General features: G+C 35.5%; 23 protein-coding genes and 2 other annotated features. Of the genes, 11 read left to right on the top strand and 12 right to left on the bottom strand.

What is annotated here, in order from left to right; all coding sequences use genetic code 11:
• Positions 1–126: 126 nt before the first annotated feature.
• Positions 127–885 carry a TrmB family transcriptional regulator gene (locus MHH66_RS25090; RefSeq protein WP_002034606.1) on the top strand — a complete coding sequence of 253 codons (759 nt, stop codon included), beginning with the start codon at positions 127–129 and terminating at the stop codon, positions 883–885.
• A gap of 180 nt (positions 886–1065) precedes the next feature.
• On the opposite strand, the gene MHH66_RS25095 is transcribed toward MHH66_RS25090, so the two are convergent.
• The 3 genes from MHH66_RS25095 to MHH66_RS25105 all read right to left on the bottom strand — a co-directional run bounded on the left by MHH66_RS25095 (position 1066) and on the right by MHH66_RS25105 (position 3925).
• Positions 1066–1239, bottom strand: coding sequence for a hypothetical protein (locus MHH66_RS25095; protein WP_002034605.1), 174 nt, complete (start codon positions 1237–1239; stop codon positions 1066–1068).
• 77 nt (positions 1240–1316) lie between these two features.
• The gene (locus tag MHH66_RS25100; RefSeq protein WP_078185101.1) at positions 1317–2612 is read right to left on the bottom strand and encodes an MFS transporter; all 1296 of its coding nucleotides are present in this window, start codon (positions 2610–2612) and stop codon (positions 1317–1319) included.
• A complete protein-coding gene (locus MHH66_RS25105; RefSeq protein WP_078185100.1) occupies positions 2612–3925 on the bottom strand; it encodes an APC family permease in 1314 nt (437 codons plus the stop codon). Before MHH66_RS25105 ends, MHH66_RS25100 begins: the two co-directional genes overlap by 1 nt.
• 65 nt (positions 3926–3990) lie before the next feature.
• Positions 3991–4227: a binding site (T-box leader), on the bottom strand.
• Between the two features lie 166 nt (positions 4228–4393).
• On the opposite strand from MHH66_RS25105, the gene MHH66_RS25110 reads away from it, so the two are divergent.
• Entirely contained in the window at positions 4394–4618 is a 225-nt protein-coding gene (locus MHH66_RS25110; RefSeq protein ID WP_063218088.1) for a hypothetical protein, read from the top strand.
• 246 nt (positions 4619–4864) lie between these two features.
• Here the strand turns inward: MHH66_RS25110 and MHH66_RS25115 are convergent, their stop codons facing one another.
• From MHH66_RS25115 to MHH66_RS25125, 3 genes are all read right to left on the bottom strand, one after another.
• Positions 4865–5830 carry a hypothetical protein gene (locus MHH66_RS25115; protein ID WP_063218087.1) on the bottom strand — a complete coding sequence of 322 codons (966 nt, stop codon included), beginning with the start codon at positions 5828–5830 and terminating at the stop codon, positions 4865–4867.
• Positions 5831–5960: 130 nt separating this feature from the next.
• Entirely contained in the window at positions 5961–6743 is a 783-nt protein-coding gene (gene yidC / locus MHH66_RS25120; protein ID WP_002191109.1) for a membrane protein insertase YidC, read from the bottom strand.
• A gap of 28 nt (positions 6744–6771) precedes the next feature.
• A complete protein-coding gene (locus tag MHH66_RS25125) occupies positions 6772–7056 on the bottom strand; it encodes a hypothetical protein (protein WP_002015967.1) in 285 nt (94 codons plus the stop codon).
• A gap of 274 nt (positions 7057–7330) precedes the next feature.
• Between MHH66_RS25125 and MHH66_RS25130 the strand changes: the two genes are divergently transcribed.
• Both MHH66_RS25130 and MHH66_RS25135 read left to right on the top strand, forming a co-directional pair.
• Entirely contained in the window at positions 7331–8224 is an 894-nt protein-coding gene (locus tag MHH66_RS25130; protein ID WP_000530031.1) for a YitT family protein, read from the top strand.
• 340 nt (positions 8225–8564) lie between these two features.
• Positions 8565–8951 carry a DUF3938 domain-containing protein gene (locus tag MHH66_RS25135; protein ID WP_002143660.1) on the top strand — a complete coding sequence of 129 codons (387 nt, stop codon included), beginning with the start codon at positions 8565–8567 and terminating at the stop codon, positions 8949–8951.
• Between the two features lie 225 nt (positions 8952–9176).
• Here MHH66_RS25135 and MHH66_RS25140 read toward each other — a convergent pair whose 3' ends face one another.
• The 4 genes from MHH66_RS25140 to MHH66_RS25155 all read right to left on the bottom strand — a co-directional run bounded on the left by MHH66_RS25140 (position 9177) and on the right by MHH66_RS25155 (position 11440).
• Positions 9177–9317, bottom strand: coding sequence for a DUF3985 family protein (locus MHH66_RS25140; protein ID WP_000404757.1), 141 nt, complete (start codon positions 9315–9317; stop codon positions 9177–9179).
• 85 nt (positions 9318–9402) lie between these two features.
• Positions 9403–10455 carry a site-2 protease family protein gene (locus tag MHH66_RS25145; RefSeq protein WP_078185142.1) on the bottom strand — a complete coding sequence of 351 codons (1053 nt, stop codon included), beginning with the start codon at positions 10453–10455 and terminating at the stop codon, positions 9403–9405.
• A gap of 42 nt (positions 10456–10497) precedes the next feature.
• Positions 10498–11205, bottom strand: a complete 708-nt coding sequence (locus MHH66_RS25150) for a DUF3169 family protein (RefSeq protein ID WP_061673864.1) — start codon at positions 11203–11205, stop codon at positions 10498–10500.
• The gene (locus tag MHH66_RS25155) at positions 11195–11440 is read right to left on the bottom strand and encodes a helix-turn-helix transcriptional regulator (RefSeq protein WP_002067963.1); all 246 of its coding nucleotides are present in this window, start codon (positions 11438–11440) and stop codon (positions 11195–11197) included. The genes MHH66_RS25150 and MHH66_RS25155 overlap by 11 nt, the downstream gene beginning before the upstream one ends.
• A gap of 146 nt (positions 11441–11586) precedes the next feature.
• On the opposite strand from MHH66_RS25155, the gene MHH66_RS25160 reads away from it, so the two are divergent.
• Positions 11587–12369 carry a hypothetical protein gene (locus MHH66_RS25160; RefSeq protein WP_063218086.1) on the top strand — a complete coding sequence of 261 codons (783 nt, stop codon included), beginning with the start codon at positions 11587–11589 and terminating at the stop codon, positions 12367–12369.
• 211 nt (positions 12370–12580) lie between these two features.
• On the opposite strand, the gene MHH66_RS25165 is transcribed toward MHH66_RS25160, so the two are convergent.
• The gene (locus MHH66_RS25165) at positions 12581–13195 is read right to left on the bottom strand and encodes a DedA family protein (protein ID WP_002143668.1); all 615 of its coding nucleotides are present in this window, start codon (positions 13193–13195) and stop codon (positions 12581–12583) included.
• A 414-nt stretch (positions 13196–13609) separates the two neighbouring features.
• Here MHH66_RS25165 and MHH66_RS25170 point away from each other — a divergent pair, with 414 nt between their 5' ends.
• From MHH66_RS25170 to MHH66_RS25190, 5 genes are all read left to right on the top strand, one after another.
• Complete coding sequence (locus MHH66_RS25170) at positions 13610–14053, top strand: DUF3978 family protein (protein WP_063218085.1); 444 nt, start codon at positions 13610–13612, stop codon at positions 14051–14053.
• A 30-nt stretch (positions 14054–14083) separates the two neighbouring features.
• Positions 14084–14545 carry a L,D-transpeptidase gene (locus MHH66_RS25175; protein WP_078185099.1) on the top strand — a complete coding sequence of 154 codons (462 nt, stop codon included), beginning with the start codon at positions 14084–14086 and terminating at the stop codon, positions 14543–14545.
• Positions 14546–14909: 364 nt separating this feature from the next.
• Positions 14910–15575: a response regulator transcription factor gene (locus tag MHH66_RS25180; RefSeq protein WP_000148832.1), complete on the top strand. Its 666-nt coding sequence runs from the start codon at positions 14910–14912 to the stop codon at positions 15573–15575.
• Entirely contained in the window at positions 15553–16992 is a 1440-nt protein-coding gene (locus MHH66_RS25185) for a sensor histidine kinase (protein ID WP_063218084.1), read from the top strand. The genes MHH66_RS25180 and MHH66_RS25185 overlap by 23 nt, the downstream gene beginning before the upstream one ends.
• Positions 16993–17130: 138 nt before the next feature.
• The gene (locus tag MHH66_RS25190) at positions 17131–18033 is read left to right on the top strand and encodes an EamA family transporter (RefSeq protein WP_063218083.1); all 903 of its coding nucleotides are present in this window, start codon (positions 17131–17133) and stop codon (positions 18031–18033) included.
• A gap of 348 nt (positions 18034–18381) precedes the next feature.
• Here MHH66_RS25190 and metG read toward each other — a convergent pair whose 3' ends face one another.
• Entirely contained in the window at positions 18382–20016 is a 1635-nt protein-coding gene (gene metG / locus MHH66_RS25195) for a methionine--tRNA ligase (protein ID WP_078185098.1), read from the bottom strand.
• 50 nt (positions 20017–20066) lie between these two features.
• Positions 20067–20337: a binding site (T-box leader), on the bottom strand.
• 113 nt (positions 20338–20450) lie between these two features.
• Between metG and MHH66_RS25200 the strand changes: the two genes are divergently transcribed.
• The gene (locus MHH66_RS25200) at positions 20451–21269 is read left to right on the top strand and encodes a class I SAM-dependent methyltransferase (protein WP_078185097.1); all 819 of its coding nucleotides are present in this window, start codon (positions 20451–20453) and stop codon (positions 21267–21269) included.
• Positions 21270–21429: the final 160 nt, after the last annotated feature.

Genomic DNA, 21429 nt, shown 5'->3' on the forward strand with positions numbered 1-21429 from the left:
ATCCATATAGTTTAAAAAATTGAAATTTATTCTCATTTCAATCAACTTACTTGTTATCTCAACACTTGTGTAAAAACAAATAGTTCATTATCCTTAACATATAATCTCATTCGTTCGGAGGGAACTATGCTACAAAAATTCGGTTTCTCACAATATGAAAGCCAAGCTTATGAAGTTGTCGTATCAAGCAATGACCCATTAGATGCAACAACTATCGTTAAACATTCAGGTGTTCCAAAAGCAAAAATATACGAAGTGTTAGCACGACTCATTGATAAAGGGATGGTAATGGATTCTGTTTCTGAAAAGAAAAAATTGTATACAGCATTACCACTCAAGCTAGCAATTGAAAAGTTAACGACAGAATTCCAATCTAATATTAAAGAACTTGAAAATAATATTTCTAAAAAATCATTTACAGATGACCGCGTTTGGAGTTTAAAAATGCAGTCTTCTATTAAAGTACAAAGTAGGCAACTTATAGAAGATGCGAAAGAATCCATACGCATCTCCGCATGGAACGATACCCTTTTAGAATATCTTCCTTTACTAGAACAAAAAGAAAAACAAGGCGTCCAAGTCGAGTCCCTCATAGTTGGAAAAGTGGAAACTGACTTAGAAAACATGCATTTTTTAATCCCAGCTCAAGAACCTAACGCATTAGAGCGTTATTTACTACTCATCGTTGACGATAGTGAAATTTTATTTGCTGGTGTAGAGCAAGAATCATGGCAAGCGATGAAAACAATGTCACAACCTTTCGTGAAGTTCTTTACGGAGTTCTTCTATCATGACGTTGCACTTGCGAAGATTACAGAGAAGCACCATGATCTCTTTATGCAGGATGAGGAAATTAAGGAATTGTTGATGAAGTTGAGATATTAACAATTCCCAAAACCGATTCTACCATTTGAATAGATAATATAATTTTTCATACAAAAAAAGCTGTATCAAACGGAGTTTTACATACTCATTTGGTACAGCTCTTTTTTACGCTTTCGCTAATTTAATTTTATGTAGTTGGTTTTTCGGATGGTTTTGATGTGTAAATACAGAACGTTCATTTCACGACTTCTTTTGCTCCTTTATCTCCATCAAAAGCTCAATAATCTTCTCATTTTGCTCTACTTGTTTCTCAGAATTTTGATAGATGAAACGAATCCATCTAAATACAAAAATAATAAGAAATAATGGGACTAAAGAAATTAGAAAACCAATAATTGAAAAATTAGACTCCATATACTATCACCTCGCTATATACTCCCTTCTCCATTTCTCTATTAACCCCTGCAATGTTTTACACAAAAAAGAACCTATCAAATGATAGATTCTTCTTTCGTAAGCTGATTCGAGCGTCCTCTCGTAATAGAGAAAACCGCACAAAGCAGTGCCAATATAATGAAAACGCCGCCTACCCAAGCGTTATATATAACAGATGATTTCTCAATAACAACTCCGCCCACTGTTGAGCCAAGTGCAATTCCTAAATGAAGTGCAGAGTTATTTAAACCTTGCTGAATACCAGCTGATTCTGGCGCAATTTCAATTAAATAGTTTTGCTGTGCTGGCGAAATTGCCCAGCTCAGCATACTCCAAAGCCCCATCATAATAATGAAAAGCGGGAATGAGAATGTCATCATCGGCAACATAAAGATTGCACATGCAAATACGATAATGATGGAAATAATACTTTTCTTCGATCCCCATTTATCAGCAAGCAAGCCGCCAAGGCCACCTCCAAGTACCGCTGCAATTCCGAAAATGAAGTAAAACACACTAATCCAATTTGCTTCAACATGCATCACATCTTTTAAAAACGGTGTTAAATATGCGTATAGCGTTAAATGACCTGCTAAAAATAAAAATGATGTTAACTGTGCGCTTACAATTTTTTTATCCTTTAACGTAGCAATTTGTTCTCTTATTGATAATACCGATGTCGCTGGTACTTTCGTTAAGAACAACGAAATACAAGCAATCGCCATAACCGTTAATATTGAAATTAATACAAATGGTGCACGCCATCCATATGCATTTCCGAGCACAAGACCTAGCGGTACTCCAAGTACGAGTGATCCACTAATACCCATGAAAATGATTCCAATTGCACGCGCACGGAAATGTGGCTCTACTACACTAGAAGCAAGTGTTACCGATAGTGCAATAATAAGCGATCCACTCGCTGCACAAATTACCCTTGAAAACATTAACATCTCGTAATTCACACTAAATGCCGAAATGATATTTCCAATTAAGAAAATTGATAATGCCACAACATACAATTTCTTTCTTTCAAACTTGCCTGTTACTGCTAATAAAACCGGCCCTGATAGAGCGAATACTACTGAAAATATTGTAATAAGCTGACCAGCTGCACTAATCGACACACCTAAATCATTAGCAACTAAATCAAGCGTTCCTCCTATAATTAGCTCAACCGTTCCGACTACGAAAGCCGCAATAGCTAAAATATATACACGAAAATTCAAGTCTTCCCCCACACTTTCTCTTTTGGTTACTACCATTATAGTAACCAAAAGAGAAAGTGGAAGCAAGTATAATTTTTTTACAGCAAAAAGGGCAGGCGTATTATACGCCTGCCCTTCAATCATTAAACTCCAGTTTCTTTCTTCTTATTTAAGTACCAATACACCGGAAGTCCAGTAAATACCATTCCAATTGATAAGAAACAACTTACCGGATCATTAATAATCGCACTTCCAAGTACAAATAATGATCCTAAAATCGCAATGATTGGTACAATCGGGAATAACGGTACACTGTATGCACGCTCTTTATTCTTGTTACGTTTTCTTAAAATGAAGACACCTATAAATGTCATTACATAGAAAATATAAATAATGAATACGGAAATCTCGGATAGCTTATTCGGATCACTAATAATCATTAAAATAATTCCTAATATGATTTCAACAGTAATCGCATTTGCTGGTGTTTTAAATCTCGAATTTTCTTTTGCAATAAACTTAGAAAACGGAAGGTGTCCACGCTCTGCCATCGACATCGGAATACGTGGGAATGTTAAAATCTTTCCATTTAAACAACCGAAAATAGAAATGATAATACCGATACTAATAATTTTCCCGCCATATTCTCCAAGTAACATACCCGCAGCTGTCGCCGTTGCATTTTCTCCAAGGGCTACAATTTTCGCTGCTGGTAATACATTTAGTAACGCTAAGTTAATTAATACGTAAGCAGCTGTTACAATTAAAATCCCAACTGTCATTGCCTTCGGTAATAACTTTGTTGGGTTCTTCATTTCTCCGCCAATAGAAGCGAGTAAAATCCAGCCATCATAGGCAAATAAAGTTGCTAAAATTGCCATCCCGATACTTTGATTTTCTGATATCGGTACAACTACGTTGAAGATATCACTATTCCCTTTCCAAAACCCTAGCACAACAATTAATATAATTGGAATCATCTTCCCAACTGTCGTAACCGTTTGGACGATGCCCCCATATTTTGTCCCCAAACTATTTATAACGCCTAGGAACACAACTGTTCCAATTGCGATTGGTAAATTCCAGACTTTATCTAAATAGAAAAAATTGATCATTAAAGAACTAAAATACAAACCTAACGTTCCAATAATAGCTGGTCCATAAACAATTGTTTGCATCCAGCCAGATAAATACCCCCAAAAACTTCCGTAAATCTCCTCTAAATACGTATACAACCCACCATTTTTCGGAATTTGCGCTCCAATTTCGGCTACTGTTAAACCACTTGCTAACGTCAACAGACCACCAATTACCCAAGCAAGAATAGCCATATTAGAACTCCCTGAGTAATCTAATACGCTCCCTGGTTTCATAAACACACCAGACCCAATAATAGTTCCTACTACGATAGAAAGTGCTACTGTTAAACCAATTTTGTTTTTCTCATCATGATGCATGCTGCGTATCCTCCTTCCAATTCTAGTGTGATGCAAAAATGAAATAAAAAAACACTCCTCCCTAAAAAAGGGACGAGTGTTGTATTCGTGGTTCCACCCTTGTTTCAATTAGTAAAGTGACACACTTCACCAATTTCTCAAGTCTAAATAACGGTTTTTGCCGGCATGCAATTACTAGATATCCGTTCACTGCTGCAGTTCAGAGGTGGTAATCGATTTTCCCGTATTAGGAAGCTCACAGCCAAAGGCCTCCCTCTCTGATAATCGTAAAAAACTGATCATATCCTCATCATCACTTCTTGATGTCGAATTTTTTAGTTATTGTTCATTATATTGAATTGTTAGAAAAAATCAATATATTTTTTTATATAACATAAGAAATGTTTCTCTTCTTATATTATAACAGAAGTTACGACACTTCTCTAATTCCCTAAAAATGGTACAATCTATATAGGAGGTGCACCAATAATGATTGCTGTTTTTTGTATTATCGCTACGTTTCTTTCTGTTCTATTCGCTATCATGTACAGGCACAAGTATCCTGGTTATAGCATTTTAGCGGTAGCTATTATACCAGCTTCTTCCTTCTACGTATTAGGTAAATACCAATATACTGAAGTGTTTATCGGTTTTGCAATCTTCTACTGCATCTTTGGATACATACTAACAATGAAAAGAATTTCGATAAAGTGAAACTTTAATCAATGGGGGTTTTATCCATCTCCCACTGATTATTAGCCTTCACCAATCGGGCGTTTACGGGCAGTTGATCTCCCACCTAACTTCTTTGCTCTAATCCAATTTTGAGGTGGGTGTCTTACTGCCCGTTAATGCGGGATGAATCATTAAAAGGGACCGATTTCTGCTTACAGAAATCGGTCCTCGCATTTGTCGTATGTACCTTTCGGTTGCCCACACGAAAGATACTACATAGTTCAATTATTTATCATCTTTTTTCATAAAAAATTTATGATTTGGAAGATCCACATTTAAATCTGCTAATTGTTTCTTTTCCTTTTCTAGAATCGCTTTCGCTTTTTCTTTTGTCACCTCATCTAAGTTTGCAAAGATGTCTTCATGCTTCCCTTTCTCTGGAAGATTCACACCTAGTTTTGTCAATTCTTCTTTCGCTTGCTCGCGAGTTAATTTCCCGGACTTTTCTTGCTCAAAAATAGACTTCGCTTTTTCCTTTGTCGCCTCATCTAGATTCGCGAACATATCACCGTGCTTCCCTTTCTCTGGGAATTTCACACCTAGTTCTTTCAACTTCGCTTTCGCTTGCTCACGAGTTAGTGTTCCAGACTTTTCTTGCTTCAAAATTGCTTCCGCTTTTTCTTTTGTCGCCTCATCTAAATCCGCGAACATGTCACCGTGCTTCCCTTTCTCTGGAAGCGTTACGCCTAATTCTTTTAATTTCTCTTTCACTTGCTCATGCGTTAATGCTCCAGACTTTTCTTGCTCAAAAATGGACTTCGCTTTTTCTTTTGTCGCCTCATCTAAATTCGCGAATATATCTTTGCGCTTACCTTTATCTAGGAATTTCACGCCTAGCTTTGTTAATTCCTCATTTGCTTGTTCGCGAGTTAATTTCCCGGATTTTTCTTGCTCTAGAATCGACTTCGCTTTTTCTTTTGTCGCCTCATCTAAGTCCGCAAGCATGTCTTTGCGTTTCTCCTTCTCTGGAAGTTTCACACCTAGTTCCTCTAATTGTTTCTTTGTATCGTCCATAATTGTTTTTACTTTTTGTTTTGTCGCTTCATCTAAATTCTTCTTCGCAGTTCCTTTTGTAACTTGCTCGGCCGCTGGAGTATTCGTTGCCGCAAACGCTGGTATGCAAGCTCCTCCTATAATTCCAAATGATAAAGCACCTGCAATTGCTACATACCCAACTGTTTTCTTCTTCATAGGAAATTTCCTCCTTCATATTTCTAAAGCATGTACACTTTCGTATACAATGCCAATAGTAATGTTGGTTTCTTAAAATTTCCTTAACGATTTAAATAAAAAAACACCGCTCATCACGAGCGGCGTTTTTCTAAGCTTTTTGTAATTGTAATTCTTCACGTTCCATTATTTTTCTTAATACAATTGTTTGTGTCATTGTAAATAAGTTACCTGTAATCCAATACAGCACCAGTCCTGATGGCGCCGCAAATCCCATAAATAGAATCATTGCAGGCATCATAATTTGCTGTATTTTCAGCATTTGAACTTGTTCTCCAGGCGTTACATTTGATTGGAACACCTTCATTTGAATAAATGTTGTTAACGCTGCGATAATCGGTAATATATGATATGGATCTGCATGTCCTAGGTTCACCCATAAAAATGAAGATGTACGAATCTCTTCAGTTCGGCTAATCGCATAATACAAAGCAGAGAAAATCGGCATTTGTATAAAGATTGGCCAGCACCCAGCTAACGGATTCCAACCGCCTGATTTCATTAGTTCTGACATTTCTTTTTGATACTGCTTTTGTTTTTCAAGATCTTTACCCACATCACCGTATTTCTGTTTCAGCTTCTGTAATTCAGGTTGCATTTTTTTCATTTTCGCTTGGCTACGATATTGCGAAACAGCTAATGGAATCATTGCTGAACGAATAACGAGCGTCATGATAATAATGGCAATCCCGAAGCTAGCTCCAGGTATATGATGAGCAACAAATTGAATCATAAATGAGATTGGATATACGAAATAATGGTTCCAAATTCCCGTACTATGTGAATCAATTGTACCTGCATTGCTGCAGCCAGATAAAACAAAAACAAGTAATAATGATAAACTAATGAGCCTAGCTCGGTATGATTTTAACATGTTCATTCCTCCAATGTTTCGTAATTAATTAGCGAAACATTGGTGTATACGGACCTACCTCGTCACTCTCTCCACTCGATTCTTGTCTGCGGACAGAACGAATCATTCCATATTTATAAAAAATAGAAAATAGCGGTACATTTCTTGTACCCTCTTCACACGTATCTACTAGTTTAAAAGCTCTCTGTCTACCGCTCGATGCTTGCTGACGCACAAAGCGAGAAACGTTAGCAAGAAAAAAGACTTCTAATACACAAAGCGCTGTCGTTACAAACGATATATATAGAATTGCATCCTGCAATAAAAATTCCATCGCTTCACATCCTTAATAAAGTCATTTTAGCATATTCAGCAAACATTCTCTATTTCCTTTTGTTCTCAAAAGTTTTTTTGCATATTTTCTCAAAAAATTATGCTAGAAAACCAATGTATTCGCTTTCTTTAGTATATTCACACGTATCTTTGAATAGGTTTAATTTGTTAGAAATTTATAAAATTTTTGCATTATAATAAAACTATTGCCAGTTTTTGAAAAAAGCTTTATTCTCTTCTTGTAATCAAAAATGAATATGGAGATGAAACATACTATGGGTCAACTAGGAGACGCCGATTACGTTCCCGACACCGCCTTTTTATCCTTCCCAGCAGCTAAAACATTTCATTTAGAATTCATCATACAGTTAGTTGTTATTTTTATAGCTTCTATTTTGTATGCAATTTCTATGAATATGTTTTTTATCCCGCATAATATGATTAGCGGTGGGTTCGCTGGTGTAGGGATGATTATCGGTTATTTAATGCACTACAATATCGGAGCACTTATCTTTTTACTAAACATTCCGCTTCTTATTTTAAGTCACTTTTACTTAGGAAAGAAGACAACCTTTTTAACGGCATACTTTGTGGCTGTATCATCTTTAGCGATGAACATTATCCCAGTACACCAAGTTTCAGATGATATTTTGCTGTCTTCTGTATTCGGTGGTGTCATCTGCGGTGCTGCCTCAGGAATCATATTCCGATTTGCTTCTTCAACAGGTGGTTTTGATGTTGTTGGATTGATTGTAGCGAAACATCGCGATGTTTCAATTGGAGCAATCATCTTTGGATTCAACTTAATCTTACTTGTTGCAGCAGGATTTATTTTCGGATGGGATATTACGCTTTATACGTTAATTAGTCGGTTTGTAGTCAGCAAAGTAATTGATGCTGTGCATACAAAACATATTAAATTAACGATAATGACAATTACAGAAAAAGGTGAGGAAATAAAAAGCTCACTATTACATCACGGCATACGTGGCGTAACAATGGTAGATGCTGTCGGCGGCTATACAAACCATAAGAAAAAAATGATTTACACTGTCGTAACTCGCTACGAGTTGGGCGAAATGAAACGTATTATCCGCCAAGTGGATAATAAAGCATTTATGAACATTACTGAAACAGTTGAAATTGTCGGCCGTTTCAAACGTATATAAAAAGGCGCAAGGAACTACAATTCCTTGCGTTTTTTATTTTTTACACTTATTACAAAATCAGATAATTCTATTATTGTATCACTAAATATGTTATAATAAAACTAGACTTACAAAAAAGAGTATATAGACTTGGAAGTTTCTCTTATTTTTATAAGCAAAAAGAAACGAGCAGTCGGGTATATTTCAGACACCATACACGTAACGGTTTAAAAAAACCGATCATCTTAGTTATTCTTCACTGATCTTTTTATAAAAGATACGTACAACTAAAATTCACTTCAATATACTATACCTACCTTTTTGACTTCCAAATCATCTTATTACATAAGGAGATGAACATATGAATCAATATATACGATACACACTAGCTGTCCTATTTGCGATCGGCGGCGGCGTGATCTGTTTCTGGACAAACACAGAGCTTGGAGAGAATATCATTTTTAATGGAATCGAAACCCTTGTAAGCGCTTCAATTTTAGGCGGATACATTTTCTTCCTCTTCAATCCAGAAGAAAATGCTCAAAAAACAATGTTATTAACAATGATCGGAATCGTTGGTGGATGTATTTCCTACTCAATGACAAACTATACATTACCACTTCAATTAAGCTCAGCTTTCTTCCACGGTCTATGGACTTGGTTTATCGCATTCTGCCTAGCAGATGTATTCAATCTATTACAGGACACTGAAGAAGAAAATGGTCGTCAAATTGAAAGTAACTCGTAAGCTGGAAGATATTCTTCCAGCTTTTTTGTTTACTGTTCTTTCCTGTTCATACCCCATCACCAAAATAAAAAGAAGTTACCTCCACGGCAACTTCTTTCCCATATACCCCACTTAGTATTCAATTAAATATATCAACGATTTTTAAAATATATCGATCGTTTCTCCACTTATATCAGCGATTTTTTCATTATATCGACGGTTCGACACTCAAAACGCACAACATGCCTATCCCCCAAGTAACTTACTGCCGAACTCAACGATTAAAAAGATAATTAATAGGATCGCGAGTATCTTTAATGCTACATACGCCACTTTAAAAACAGCATAAATGAGCAAGACTATCAAAATAATCGATAAAATTTCCATATGTATCTCCTCCTATCTCTTTTATTCTACCTGTACTTCGTTTTTTATGAAATCGAATAAGATGACATATAAAAAAGAGGATACCTCACCCATCGTAAGATACCCTCGCCTGTAGCTGCTCAAACCATTCTCTCTCTACTTGTAAATATCCCATTCCACTCTTCTCAGCACTCTCCAATTCTTTATCAGCTTTCTTCATATAAATGCGGGAAGCTTCCATATCGTCCTCTAAATATTTAATAATTCCTTGTGTACGGTAATATCCGTTTAAATCCATTTTGGTAATGGCCTTTGCATGTTCCTTTGCTTCTTGCAGAGAAAGGCTATCCATCTGATAAAGAGCTTTATATAAAAGATACCAACTATGAAAACTACCAACGAAAAATCTATTTTCCTTCGTTACAGATAGCTGAACAATTTGTTCTATATACGGTATCGCTCTTTCTATTCCCTTTTGATCAGCTCGGGCATAAAAGACGAGCATAAGTCCGCTCATTATCTCTCTTATACTTTTATCCTCTTTTAATTTTTCCTCACTAAGTTCTACTAATCTCTCATCCCAATCTTTCGGTCTTTTATAACTAAATAACTCACTCGATATTTGAATCGTATATAAATGTTGCTTAGCTTTTTCATCATCTTTAATTAAAATGAGAAATTGCATGCCATCACTCAGAAGCGTTCCTTTTATCGGCACGATTGTAACTGCAAAAATCACAAAGTGGAAAACGGAAAAATATAAAAGATATTGATAATAGCTCACCATGTATATGTAACCTGAAGTAATACCGAATAATAAACTCATAATTGGTCCGCCTAAAGTCATCCACGCCCATTTCTTTGAAAGGTTCGGTGTCTCTATAGAAGACGGTGCTAACATCACCACACCACCAAAGTACGCCCATAATTTATTTTCTCGAATGCGTAATTTCCCCTTTTCTTTTTGAACAGTGATAGGTCCTACTGTCATAAATTTAAAATTCAAACCACCTATCAAACCAAATACTACGTGCCCTAGCTCATGAATGGCTAACACTAATAATACAATTCCAAATACTGCCGATATATTCAACATTACTTCTAATTTCCCAGTTCGAATTACTCCGTATAAAATGGACAGAACTAGCGCCGCCGTCATGGAACCAGCTGGCCTTCTTAAAATATCCACCTTTTTCTCCCCTTAATAAATCATTTTTCTCTGCATTTCGTACATAAATTTTCCGAGATGCAATATCCAAATAAATGAGATTAAGCCAATTAATACAAAATCGATATCACTAGCCGCTGTATATATAACGGCAGCCCACCATACATATGCCAATATTGTATTCGTAAATTCATATGCTTTATATCCAGCCTCATGCACAATGTGCTTTAATCCTTCATCTGCGTTTTTCGTCCACATTTTCATAGATTCCATATATGTTACACCTTGTTCAGGATATAGCTTATTATAACGATTTTTTGTTATGAGCCCGATAACCACTACAATAGTTAAACAGACAATAGAAGCTACTAAATTCCACACTGCAAATGACACATTTGTATCCTGTAACAGTGCACGTCTACATGTAATAACTGCATATACAAACCATGCCTGCGTAACTATATCACCTACACGTAAATATATACTTATAATGCCTAATTTTCTGCCTTGTACGCTCTCTTCTTCATCGCGTGCCTCCGCTAACATACGTGTATTCTTCCAAGTGTAGTACATCATTAAGATTCCAAAAATAGTACATACACCTATAAATGTATTAGATGATAATTTTCTCGGTTCATTCGAGAGTAAATTTAAAGCTATATAAGATGTTAAAAAGCCACCCATCATACTTAATGCTATTTTCCCCACAAAATCAAATTGTTTTCTTCGTTTACTCTTCATCTTCATCGTCCTCTTCCCCCTCCACCAACATAAATATCTCCTCCACCGGCGCTCCAAAAATTTGTGCGATTTTTAGCGATAACACAATAGATGGTGCATAATCTCCACGCTCAATTAAACTAATGGTTTGCCGTGATGAGCCAATCGCTTTCCCTAAATCCCCTTGTGATAAACGATGCTTTGCTCGAAATTCCCTCACTCGATTTTGAAGCTTCATGTCTTCCCTCTTTTTCATTTATTTAATTAAAATTGTAAATAATATCCTTATCTTTGTCAATTATAATTGTCATTTTGACGTTAATAATTGACAAAACACCTTCTATATTATCACCTACATAACTTATATAATGAATATAAAATACTAAACATGCGAGGTTACATATGAATAAAACATCTATTCTTTCTTATATTCTCACTAAACTTACAGCAGCTTGTTTATTCTCTTTATTACTTGCTATTCTCACACTTTCCGGCAATAGTGGGCTAACAAAATATAAGTTATTGACCGGGTTACCTGAACTACTCTTTTCTTTACCTGCACTTGTCCTTATTTCTTATGCAATCCTTTGTTCCGTTTGCATAGATAAAGTAAAATTTAAAAGTTACCGCACCTTAAAAACATTAGGTCTTTACATTCTTTGCGGTTATATATTCTTTCTTCCATTCCTATTCTTTCAAGAAACAGGTTTTCTTTTTTTACTTTTTGCAGGATCTATCGGAGCACTTTTTTCTGTTTTCTTCTATTTATGCTCACTTATAACAAAAAAATTTATATGGATTGGATATATCATCCCTAGTGCTATATTTATTGCACTCATCATAATTAACTTCATTGATGTCACGCAGAAAGAGCAATGGACAGAAAAAAGGACCCAAAACTCTTTCGAAGCATCTTTTCAACATTTTAGTGGTGAACATAAAATTCCGATTGAACTAAAACGAGGTGACATATTAGAATTCACCATTGAATCACCATCTGAAAATCCCAATGGCTACATGGGTGACATAAAAATGGCTAGTGAATTTCAAGAAGAAGAAAATTATTTAGCTTCAGCCGGCCCTAATACATACCATTTCGCGGCAATTAAGACAGGAACTTATTACATTATAGTTAGCGGAGATCAATTAAAAGGAAAGTTGAAAATAGATTGGAAAATAAAGTGAAACTTTAATCAGTGGGGGTTTTGTTCATCCCCCACTGATTATTAGCCCGCACCAATCGGGCTTTTACGGGCAGCACGACCCTCACCTAACTTCTTTGATTTCGCTGAATTTTGAGGTAGGGGGTCTTACTGCCCTCAAATAGCGGGATAAAATAAAAAAGGCAGTGCTTTTGCACTGCCTCCCTAAAATCTGACATAGAATGGATTCCATATTAACTTGCGTTTTGTAAAAATACTCGTTTTAGTTGTTTGCGGAAACGAATGCTTAACGTAATTGCTACAATGACAATCGCTCCGAAAATGATTTTGCCGATATGATCTCCCAGTAATCCGAAAATATCATGTAAGTTACCACCTAACCAGTAGCCGCCAATTAAGAAGAACGATACCCAGAATAAAGCACCTGAATAAATTGTAATTGCAAAGCGGCGAAACGGTAAGTTAATGATACCTGCAAAGTATCCTGTAAAATGACGTACACCAGGAATGAAGAAGCCAATAAAGATAAGGAAATATCCATATTTATCGAACCACATTCTCGTTAAATCAATTTTTCTTTGTGTTAAAAATACGTACTTCCCGTATTTTTGAACAAAAGGCATACCAAGCTTATTCCCTAAAAAGTATTGAATCGTCATTCCTACACTTGTCCCAATAAAGGATAGGATAATTAAAATAGGTAAACTTAGATCACCCTTCTGTGCTAAAAACCCCGCATATGCTAATGTTGGCTCTCCCGGAAACGGAAGTGCAATATATTCTAACAGCAGGCCTACAAGTACTACATAATACCCATATTGCTGAAATAATTCATGAACCCATTCCATGTCATCTCCCCTTTCATTCACGTACAACTTGTTACTATTATTGTATAAAAAAATTGTCGAAATAACTATCACAATAGCTTACATTTTTATTACATTTTTGTAAGGCTCATTCTAAAGTTTTTTGTTCTCTATTTACTTATATCTATTAGCATTTAAAAACAAGCTAACAACTATATATCACGCGAATGAAATCCATTAATATACATTTTTCATCCAGTTTTTAACACTCGAAAACCACCTTATTTTGTTCTCTATAAAAAACCACCACAAACTCATATGAACTTCATATTAGCTTCATATACGTATTGTAAGATTATATCGGAATTTGTTGAAAAATTTAGCTAATATATGACTAAACATTAAACTGAATAAATATAAGTCGCTTTTCGAAATTGAAAAAAGGGTGAATAAGAAATGGAAGCTTATAAAATGCACGATTTTATTACTACGAATATTGAATCTCATCAAAATGAAACCGTTTTTAATTTACAAATATGTGAAACAAATGAATTTGACGTAAGTTTAACAAAATCTACAACGCTGTCTTTTATCGTTTCAAAAAAGAACATTAAGATCGTCACGAGAAAATGGGTTAATTCAAATCAAGAAAGCATGATTGGCAAAAGCTACATCATTCCAACGAAAGCTTTTCACTATTTCTTACCGATTATTTCTGAAACTGAAGATGAACTAAATATTCGAGTTCAAAGTTTTGGACTACATGGTGAGCTTTTATTAAATGAAAGATTACTTATTGATAAAAACAACAAATGCAATACAAAGATTACTACCTTCTTTGAAACATTAGATGAAAATGTCAATCAAGCATTACGAGGATTACAAATTCATTGTATGTAAGACTACTACAATAAGTAAAAGGAGAATATAATGAAAAAACTATTATTAAGTGCGCTATTATCATTAGGATTTTTAACTCTTCCATTCACTACTGCAGAAGCAGCTACGACGAAAGATCAGCTTATCGTAAACACAAAAATAAATAAAATGGATTATTATCAAGATGAAAAATTCATAAAAAGTTTCACTGTCGCTACTGGAAAAGCAGCAACACCAACACCTAAGGGTACTTTTCAAATCGTAAATAAAATTAAAAACCGTCCTTACTATACAGGAAAAATTAAAGGCGGCGACCCACGTAATCCACTTGGGGACCGCTGGCTCGGATTAAATATGGCAGGAACTTACGGAACAACGTATGCGATTCATGGAACTAACAATAATCAAGCAATCGGGAAAGCAACAACACTTGGTTGTATTCGTATGTTTAACAATGATATTCACTGGTTATTTGAGCGCGTTCAGCAGCAAGCTACTGTCACTGTAAATTAGCCTAAGAACAAGATTTATGTGTAGCCAAGAATTTTATGTCTTGGCTTATTTTATTTATTCATTTACAGTAGCAAAACAACTGTATTTACATATATAATAAAAATAGATTGCATTCAACATCATCGTAACATTGATAAACATGGATATTAAAATTATACAGTTATAATATTTTATAAATTTTACAATACATACTATAATAGAACTACTGTAATTCTGAACTATTCAGTGACACTAAACAATCCCCCTTGCTACTTTCATTACTATTTTATAGCGGGGGCTTATTATATGTATAAACAATCTGAGTCATCCGAAAAATGATGAATTCGAATATTGCAGTAAAAAGCGTTATTTAGGAGGTGTTACTATGACGCATATACTGGTGATTGAAGACAACCCAGATATACAAGAACTTATTCGTGAATTTCTAATGGCACAAAACTTTACTGTTGATGTAGTTGGTGCTGGAACAGAAGGCATTCTTCTTTTCCAAAAAAATTCATACGATCTTGTCCTCCTCGATGTAATGTTACCAGATATAGATGGCTATAGTATTTGTAAAATTATGCGAGGACAATCTGATGTACCAATCATTATGTTAACAGGCTTACATAATGAAGAAAGTGAAATTAAAGGATTTGAGTTAGGTATTGATGACTATATTACAAAACCGTTCCATTACACCGTATTTATAAAACGTGTAGAAGCTGTATTAAGAAGGGCAGCAACAAAGGAAGCAGAAGCTGCAACTATACTACAATTCCATGAATTGATGTTAAATTCTACAGCATATGCCGCTTATGTTCATGGTAATCAAATTGAATTGACTACAAAAGAATTTGAAATTATATATACTTTACTGCAAAATCGGGGAAAAGTACTATCAAGAAGTGATTTGTTGAATAAGGTATGGGGCTATGAACATTATGGTGATGTGAGGGTTATAGATACACATATTAAAAACTTACGAAAAAAATTAGAAATTCCTTATATTAAAACGGTGAAAGGCATTGGCTACAAAATCGAATCGTAGCAAAGACAACATCACCAAAAATATATTCATCAAAACCTTATTATTTTGTATTCTGTTATCACTTTGTCTTTATCAAATTATTTATTTTCTAGCCTCAAATTACGATAAAGATCGTTTGAAAGCTTCTGGAACGCAAACTGCGGAACAAGCGGAATCAGACAAACAAAACGACCAAAGTAAAACAAAGCAAAATAAAGCTGTGTCAGAGAGTAGCATCTCTAATTTTCAATCTTCTCAAATAGACATGAAAACACTCTCTACAGCCATCAATCATCTTTTGCAGCCTAGCCAAACTGCAAAAGCAAAAGAACATGCACAAAATATTCCGGGGAAAAGTAACACAACGTCTTCACTTACAGAAGCGGAAAAGCAAGTTACTAACAATGATGCCTTACATACACAAAATGCAGCAAGTAAAGCAAATGATACACATGATAATCCAAAGTTAACAGATGTGTTGCAGCAGTTAGCTCCACATATTGGGGCGACAATGCTTGCATTATCTCTGCTTGGATCTTTAATCTACGCAAAAATAATCGCCAAACCTTTCCGATATATGAGCGATGCTTTAAAAGATATTATGAATCTTGATTTCTCAGATAAAAAGCTACTTAACAAAAATACAGATCAAACAGATTTTAATTTGCAAGTAGCTGCCTCACAAGTACCTACTATTGTGAAAAATTTACATGACAGCAATCAAGATTTAAGAAATGAACTCAAGAAGGAACAACAGTTAGAACAATCTCGTAAAGAATTTATGTCTATGATATCCCATGAATTAAAAACACCAATCGCAGCCGTTATGGGACAACTCGATGGCATGATTCACGGAATTGGCGCTTATAAAGATAGAGATAAATATTTAAAACGTTCATATGAGATGATGCAAGATATTAACATATTAACGGAGAAAGTGTCAGAATTATCCAAAGTACAAAACCCTCAATTTAAACCAAATTTAAAAGTTATCTCATTAACTAATATTATTGAGGACGTTATAAAGAAAGTAGATTATTTTGTATCTGTAAAACAATTAAATGTTCAATCTAACATTAAACAAGATGCACAAATTTTAGCTGATCCTAAATTTATGCAAACTGCTATTTTTAACATTATTTCAAATGCAATTCATTATACAATTGACCATCAGCATGTATATATAAAACTTTATGAAAAGCCAAACGGTTACGCATTAGAAGTATTAAATACAGGTTCTCAAATTGATGAAGATAAACTTGCCCATTTATTTGAACCATTCTATCGCGCAAATCCTGACAAACATGGCTTAGTACAAGGTAGTGGTCTTGGTTTATATATTGTAAAACAAATATTAGATAAACATCAGTTTCCTTATGGAATACAAAACACACCTCAAGGTGTAAAATGCTCCATTGTATTCCCAAAAGCAATGTAAAACCTACTCTAATTTCATACCCCAAATTCATACTTCGTATGAATGGCGGAATTTTGTAGAGTATCTTACTCTGTTTCGTTCGCCCGTTATCCTTATTTGGATAGCGGGCGTTTTTTATTATTTAAAAGGAGGATTTTTATGGAGAAGTTTAAGTATTCATTACTAGTTTTATTCGGCGCTTGTAGCTACGGCGTACTTTCAACTATTTTTAAACTCGGATTCATCGACGGATTTTCCGCACACCAACTACTAGGAGGGCAATATGTCTTCGGATGGATTGGACTACTTTTACTCGTTCTGTTCTTTTCACGTCATAAAGTATCAAACAAACAATTCTTTTCGTTACTAACAGTCGGCACAACAATGAGTATGACAGGTATTTTCTATGCTATTTCCGTAGAAGAATTGCCAGCCTCTATCGCTGTCGTTTTACTCTTTCAGTTCACTTGGATTGGTGTAGTCATCGAAGCAATTGCCAACCGGACATTCCCAAGCCGTGAGAAAGTTATATCTATTATTATTTTATTTACTGGTACATTGTTTGCTGGTGGAGTATTTGAAGGTCTTGGACAAAACTTTTCTACGAAAGGTATTATTTTCGGACTATTAGCTGCCGTCTCTTTCTCATTCTATGTATTTGTAAGCGGGCGCGTTGCTACAGATGTTCCGCCTTATACGAAAAGCTTTCTTATGACAACGAGTGCTACTCTTATTGTATGCTTATTTTTCCCCCCTACCTTTTTAACGGACGGCGCTTTACAAGCAGGCCTATGGAAATATGCTTTCTTCCTTGGACTGTTCGGGGTTATTATACCTGTCATTTGTTTTTCAATTGGGGTACCAAAAGTCGGAACAGGACTTGGTACAATATTAGGTGCAGCTGAATTACCAACAGCAATTATCGCTTCTATTACACTTGTTCATGAAGTTGTATCGCCAATGCAGTGGATTGGGATTGTGGTTATATTACTCGGTATTTTCACACCACAACTACTTACTGCTAGGAAAGAAAAAAAACATAATCGTGTTCATAGTGCGTGACAACATCAACTTGTATATAAATGTGAATAAAGTTACGATATGTTAAACTTTATTACTACCTTCAAAATAACATATGATATTGCGGCTATTATTCTCGTAATCCTTGCTGTGCTTTTCTTTTTGAAAGATAAGAAAGAGGGTTATACAGCATAACAAAAGACCTTTCATTTATCCCGCATTAACGGGCATTAAGACCCCCACCTCAAAATTCAGAGAAAGCAAAGAATTTAGGTGGGGGATCAACTGCCCGTAAAAGCCCGATTGGTGAGGGCTAATAATCAGTGGGGGATGAACAAAACCCCCACTGATTAAAGTTTCACTTTATTTGAAAGGTCTTTTCCTTATATTTCACTTTACCGCTCCATATAACTTCTCTACCTCATGTTCAATTTGTTTTACATCGATTCGCTCAAATAATGGCTGCACATTATCAATTCGGTTTGGCAACGTATTTTGAGGTTCCCAATTTACTTTAACACTCGATAATGTATTTCTAACTCTTTCACTTGAAAACGGTAAAAATGGTTCAAGCAGTTGTGCAAAGTTTGCTATTAGGTAAACACAATTATAAATTGTTTCCTCACATGAAACTGGGTCGTCTTCTCTTTGTTTCCAAGGCTGCTTTTCATCAAAGTATTTATTTGCAAAGCGTACTGCATCAAATATTGTTTCTAGTGCCACCTTAAATTTAGTTTGTTCAATCGCCTCTCCTACACTTTTATATAATCCTTCTACTTTATCTTTCAGCTCTACATCAATACTTCCCTTCGGTACAGTACCACCATAATATTTTTCAATAAACTTTAATGTCCGGTTCACAAAGTTCCCGTATGCACCTAACAATTCACTATTATGACTGTAAATGAATTCACGCCATGAAAAATCAGTATCACGATTTTCTGGGGCATTAACTGTTAAAAAGTAACGAATAGAATCGGGATTGTAGCGTTCCAATATATCAGGTACCCATACTGCCCAGTTTTTACTTGTCGATAATTTTCTTTTTTCTACTGTTAAATACTCATTCGAAACGATATGACGCGGGATCGCTTCTTCTCCTATTCCAAGTAATACCGCTGGCCAAATGATTGAATGAAACGGAATATTATCCTTACCATGTACATAATATGTTTTCGCTTCTTTATCCCAAAACTCTTGATCATCTTTCCCTGTTTCTTCAGCCCAATTTTTACTCGCCGAATAATATCCTGTCACTGCTTCAATCCATACGTAAATTTTCTTATCTTCATATCCTGCCACTGGAATTGGTACCCCAATTGGTAAATCACGTGACACTGCCCTATCTTGTAATCCTTCCTTTAAATATCTCTCTGTTAATTGAATTGCATTGTCGCGCCATGCTCCTTTCTGCTTTGCAATTTCTACGGCCTCTTTAATTTGCTGCTGAAATTTATGCAATGCAAAATAGAAATGCTCTGTTTCCTGTACTGATGGCGTACTACCACATAACTTACATTTCTTTTCTAACAAATCGAGTGGATCTAAAATAGCGGAACAAGCATCGCATTGATCGCCCCTTGCTGCTTCATGACAATGCGGACAAATACCTTCTACATATCGATCCGGTAAAAATTGCGTACACGTTTCACAATAAGCTTGTTCAACTACTTTTTTATAAATATAACCTTCTTCTAATAGTCGCAAAAAGACTTTTTGAACAGTTTCATGATGATGCTCACTATCTGTACGTGTATAGCAATCATAAGTAAAACCAAGGCTACGAAAACATCGCTCAAACTCTTCGTGATACTTATCAGCAATTTCTTTCACCGTCACACCTTCTTGCTTTGCTCTAATTGTAATCGGTGTTCCATTACAATCACTTCCTGAAACATACAACACATGCTCACCTTTTGCCCTGTAATAACGTGCTAAAATATCTCCTGGTAACAAACTAGCAATGTGTCCAAGGTGTAACGAACCATTTGCATACGGCCAAGCGCCTCCAATAAAAATACTCATCTTATATTCCTCCTTTAAAATATAAAAAGCCCCGCCCTTATCTTAAAAAAGATAAGGGCGGGGCTGTATAAACAGTCGCGGTACCACCTTATTTCGTCAGTCATTCGCATAACTAACCTTAACAAGTACGGAGCTATGTGCTCTTATACTGTGGTTTTGATAACGAGTACCAACTCTCGTCGCCGCCTACTATTATCATTTGATAAGTTCAGGACGCAGCTCAAAGGCCATTGTTCAAATGAATATTCTTGCTTCTTCTCAGCTACCGAAGCTCTCTGGAAAGAATGGTTCCATTCTACTTTTCCTTTTCAACGCTTTTATGTATAAAACGTATTTTACGACTTAACGACAGAAAAATCAAACTTTTATTCAAAAGAACAGGAAATCCTACTCATTCACCGAATAACTATACGTTCACAAAAGGAGTGATAAAATTGAATCAAAAACAACTAAGTACTATTAATGAAAAAAGCTGGAACGCAGCTGCTTATGAAGCTTGGACAAATCGCCACGGGGCGCCAGAGGATTATGCGAAAAAACTCATGGAAGATCCCGTGCGCGAGGTAGATCATTATTTACCTTACATACAATCTCCAAAAGGAAAGCGTATTATTAATTTACTCGGGTCAAAAGGAAATAAAGCAGTTGCTCTTGCTCTTTTAGGAGCCGATGTAACAGTTGTAGACATTTCAGCAAGTAATGAAAAATATGCAACCGAACTAGCCGAAGCTGCTGGTGTCTCTATTCAATATATCATTTCCAATGTACTAGATTTAAATCTATCCCAATCATTTGATATCGTGTTACTGGAACTTGGCGTGCTCCATTACTTTTTAGACTTAAAGCCACTCTTTCATATAATCTCTCACTTACTAAAACAAGATGGGACCTTTATACTACGTGACTATCATCCCGTTTATACAAAATTATTAGGAGTAGATCATCCATCATTTCGAGCAAATGGAAATTATTTCGACGAGGAACTTATTGAAGATGACGTAGCTTATAGTACTCTCCTTACGGGATCACAGAAATACGCTTTACCGAAAACAAAAATTAGGCGCTGGACACTAGGAGAAATCATTACATCAATGGCAGAAACAAATTTCAAGGTTGAAAAATTGATTGAAGAACACGGATCTCATCAAAAGTGGGTTTTCCCTTCTACTGCACCAGAGGGCATTGAAGAACGTATACCAGGTCTATACACATTAATTGCAACAACATGCAAAAAAGGATCCCTTCACGGATAGGATCCTTTTTTGCATGCTTACGCATATAAGTTGAGGTTGGAGATTACCATAATTCTGTAGAATAGGACACAAGATATTTCAACATTCGTCTCTGACTTACGTCGTCAAAAAGGGGTATGACCAACATAACGAAGAGTAATGTTTAGTTGATAGTGATAAT

It is taken from the genome of Bacillus sp. FSL H8-0492 (genome assembly GCF_038006145.1).
In the GTDB taxonomy this organism is placed as follows: Bacteria; Bacillota; Bacilli; order Bacillales; family Bacillaceae_G; genus Bacillus_A; species Bacillus_A mycoides.

What these genes read in the sequence shown, in the direction of transcription:
- MHH66_RS25170 (WP_063218085.1), top strand. Translation starts at nt 13,610, where the DNA reads ATGGAAGCTTATAAAATGCACGATTTTATTACTACGAATATTGAATCT.
- MHH66_RS25145 (WP_078185142.1), bottom strand. Translation starts at nt 10,455, where the DNA reads ATGACGGCGGCGCTAGTTCTGTCCATTTTATACGGAGTAATTCGAACT.
- MHH66_RS25130 (WP_000530031.1), top strand. Translation starts at nt 7,331, where the DNA reads ATGGGTCAACTAGGAGACGCCGATTACGTTCCCGACACCGCCTTTTTA.
- MHH66_RS25180 (WP_000148832.1), top strand. Translation starts at nt 14,910, where the DNA reads ATGACGCATATACTGGTGATTGAAGACAACCCAGATATACAAGAACTT.
- MHH66_RS25125 (WP_002015967.1), bottom strand. Translation starts at nt 7,056, where the DNA reads ATGGAATTTTTATTGCAGGATGCAATTCTATATATATCGTTTGTAACG.
- MHH66_RS25135 (WP_002143660.1), top strand. Translation starts at nt 8,565, where the DNA reads ATGAATCAATATATACGATACACACTAGCTGTCCTATTTGCGATCGGC.
- MHH66_RS25115 (WP_063218087.1), bottom strand. Translation starts at nt 5,830, where the DNA reads ATGAAGAAGAAAACAGTTGGGTATGTAGCAATTGCAGGTGCTTTATCA.
- yidC (WP_002191109.1), bottom strand. Translation starts at nt 6,743, where the DNA reads ATGTTAAAATCATACCGAGCTAGGCTCATTAGTTTATCATTATTACTT.
- MHH66_RS25165 (WP_002143668.1), bottom strand. Translation starts at nt 13,195, where the DNA reads ATGGAATGGGTTCATGAATTATTTCAGCAATATGGGTATTATGTAGTA.
- MHH66_RS25175 (WP_078185099.1), top strand. Translation starts at nt 14,084, where the DNA reads ATGAAAAAACTATTATTAAGTGCGCTATTATCATTAGGATTTTTAACT.
- MHH66_RS25150 (WP_061673864.1), bottom strand. Translation starts at nt 11,205, where the DNA reads ATGAAGAGTAAACGAAGAAAACAATTTGATTTTGTGGGGAAAATAGCA.
- MHH66_RS25090 (WP_002034606.1), top strand. Translation starts at nt 127, where the DNA reads ATGCTACAAAAATTCGGTTTCTCACAATATGAAAGCCAAGCTTATGAA.
- MHH66_RS25190 (WP_063218083.1), top strand. Translation starts at nt 17,131, where the DNA reads ATGGAGAAGTTTAAGTATTCATTACTAGTTTTATTCGGCGCTTGTAGC.
- MHH66_RS25095 (WP_002034605.1), bottom strand. Translation starts at nt 1,239, where the DNA reads ATGGAGTCTAATTTTTCAATTATTGGTTTTCTAATTTCTTTAGTCCCA.
- metG (WP_078185098.1), bottom strand. Translation starts at nt 20,016, where the DNA reads ATGAGTATTTTTATTGGAGGCGCTTGGCCGTATGCAAATGGTTCGTTA.
- MHH66_RS25155 (WP_002067963.1), bottom strand. Translation starts at nt 11,440, where the DNA reads ATGAAAAAGAGGGAAGACATGAAGCTTCAAAATCGAGTGAGGGAATTT.
- MHH66_RS25140 (WP_000404757.1), bottom strand. Translation starts at nt 9,317, where the DNA reads ATGGAAATTTTATCGATTATTTTGATAGTCTTGCTCATTTATGCTGTT.
- MHH66_RS25160 (WP_063218086.1), top strand. Translation starts at nt 11,587, where the DNA reads ATGAATAAAACATCTATTCTTTCTTATATTCTCACTAAACTTACAGCA.
- MHH66_RS25100 (WP_078185101.1), bottom strand. Translation starts at nt 2,612, where the DNA reads ATGATTGAAGGGCAGGCGTATAATACGCCTGCCCTTTTTGCTGTAAAA.
- MHH66_RS25110 (WP_063218088.1), top strand. Translation starts at nt 4,394, where the DNA reads ATGATTGCTGTTTTTTGTATTATCGCTACGTTTCTTTCTGTTCTATTC.
- MHH66_RS25105 (WP_078185100.1), bottom strand. Translation starts at nt 3,925, where the DNA reads ATGCATCATGATGAGAAAAACAAAATTGGTTTAACAGTAGCACTTTCT.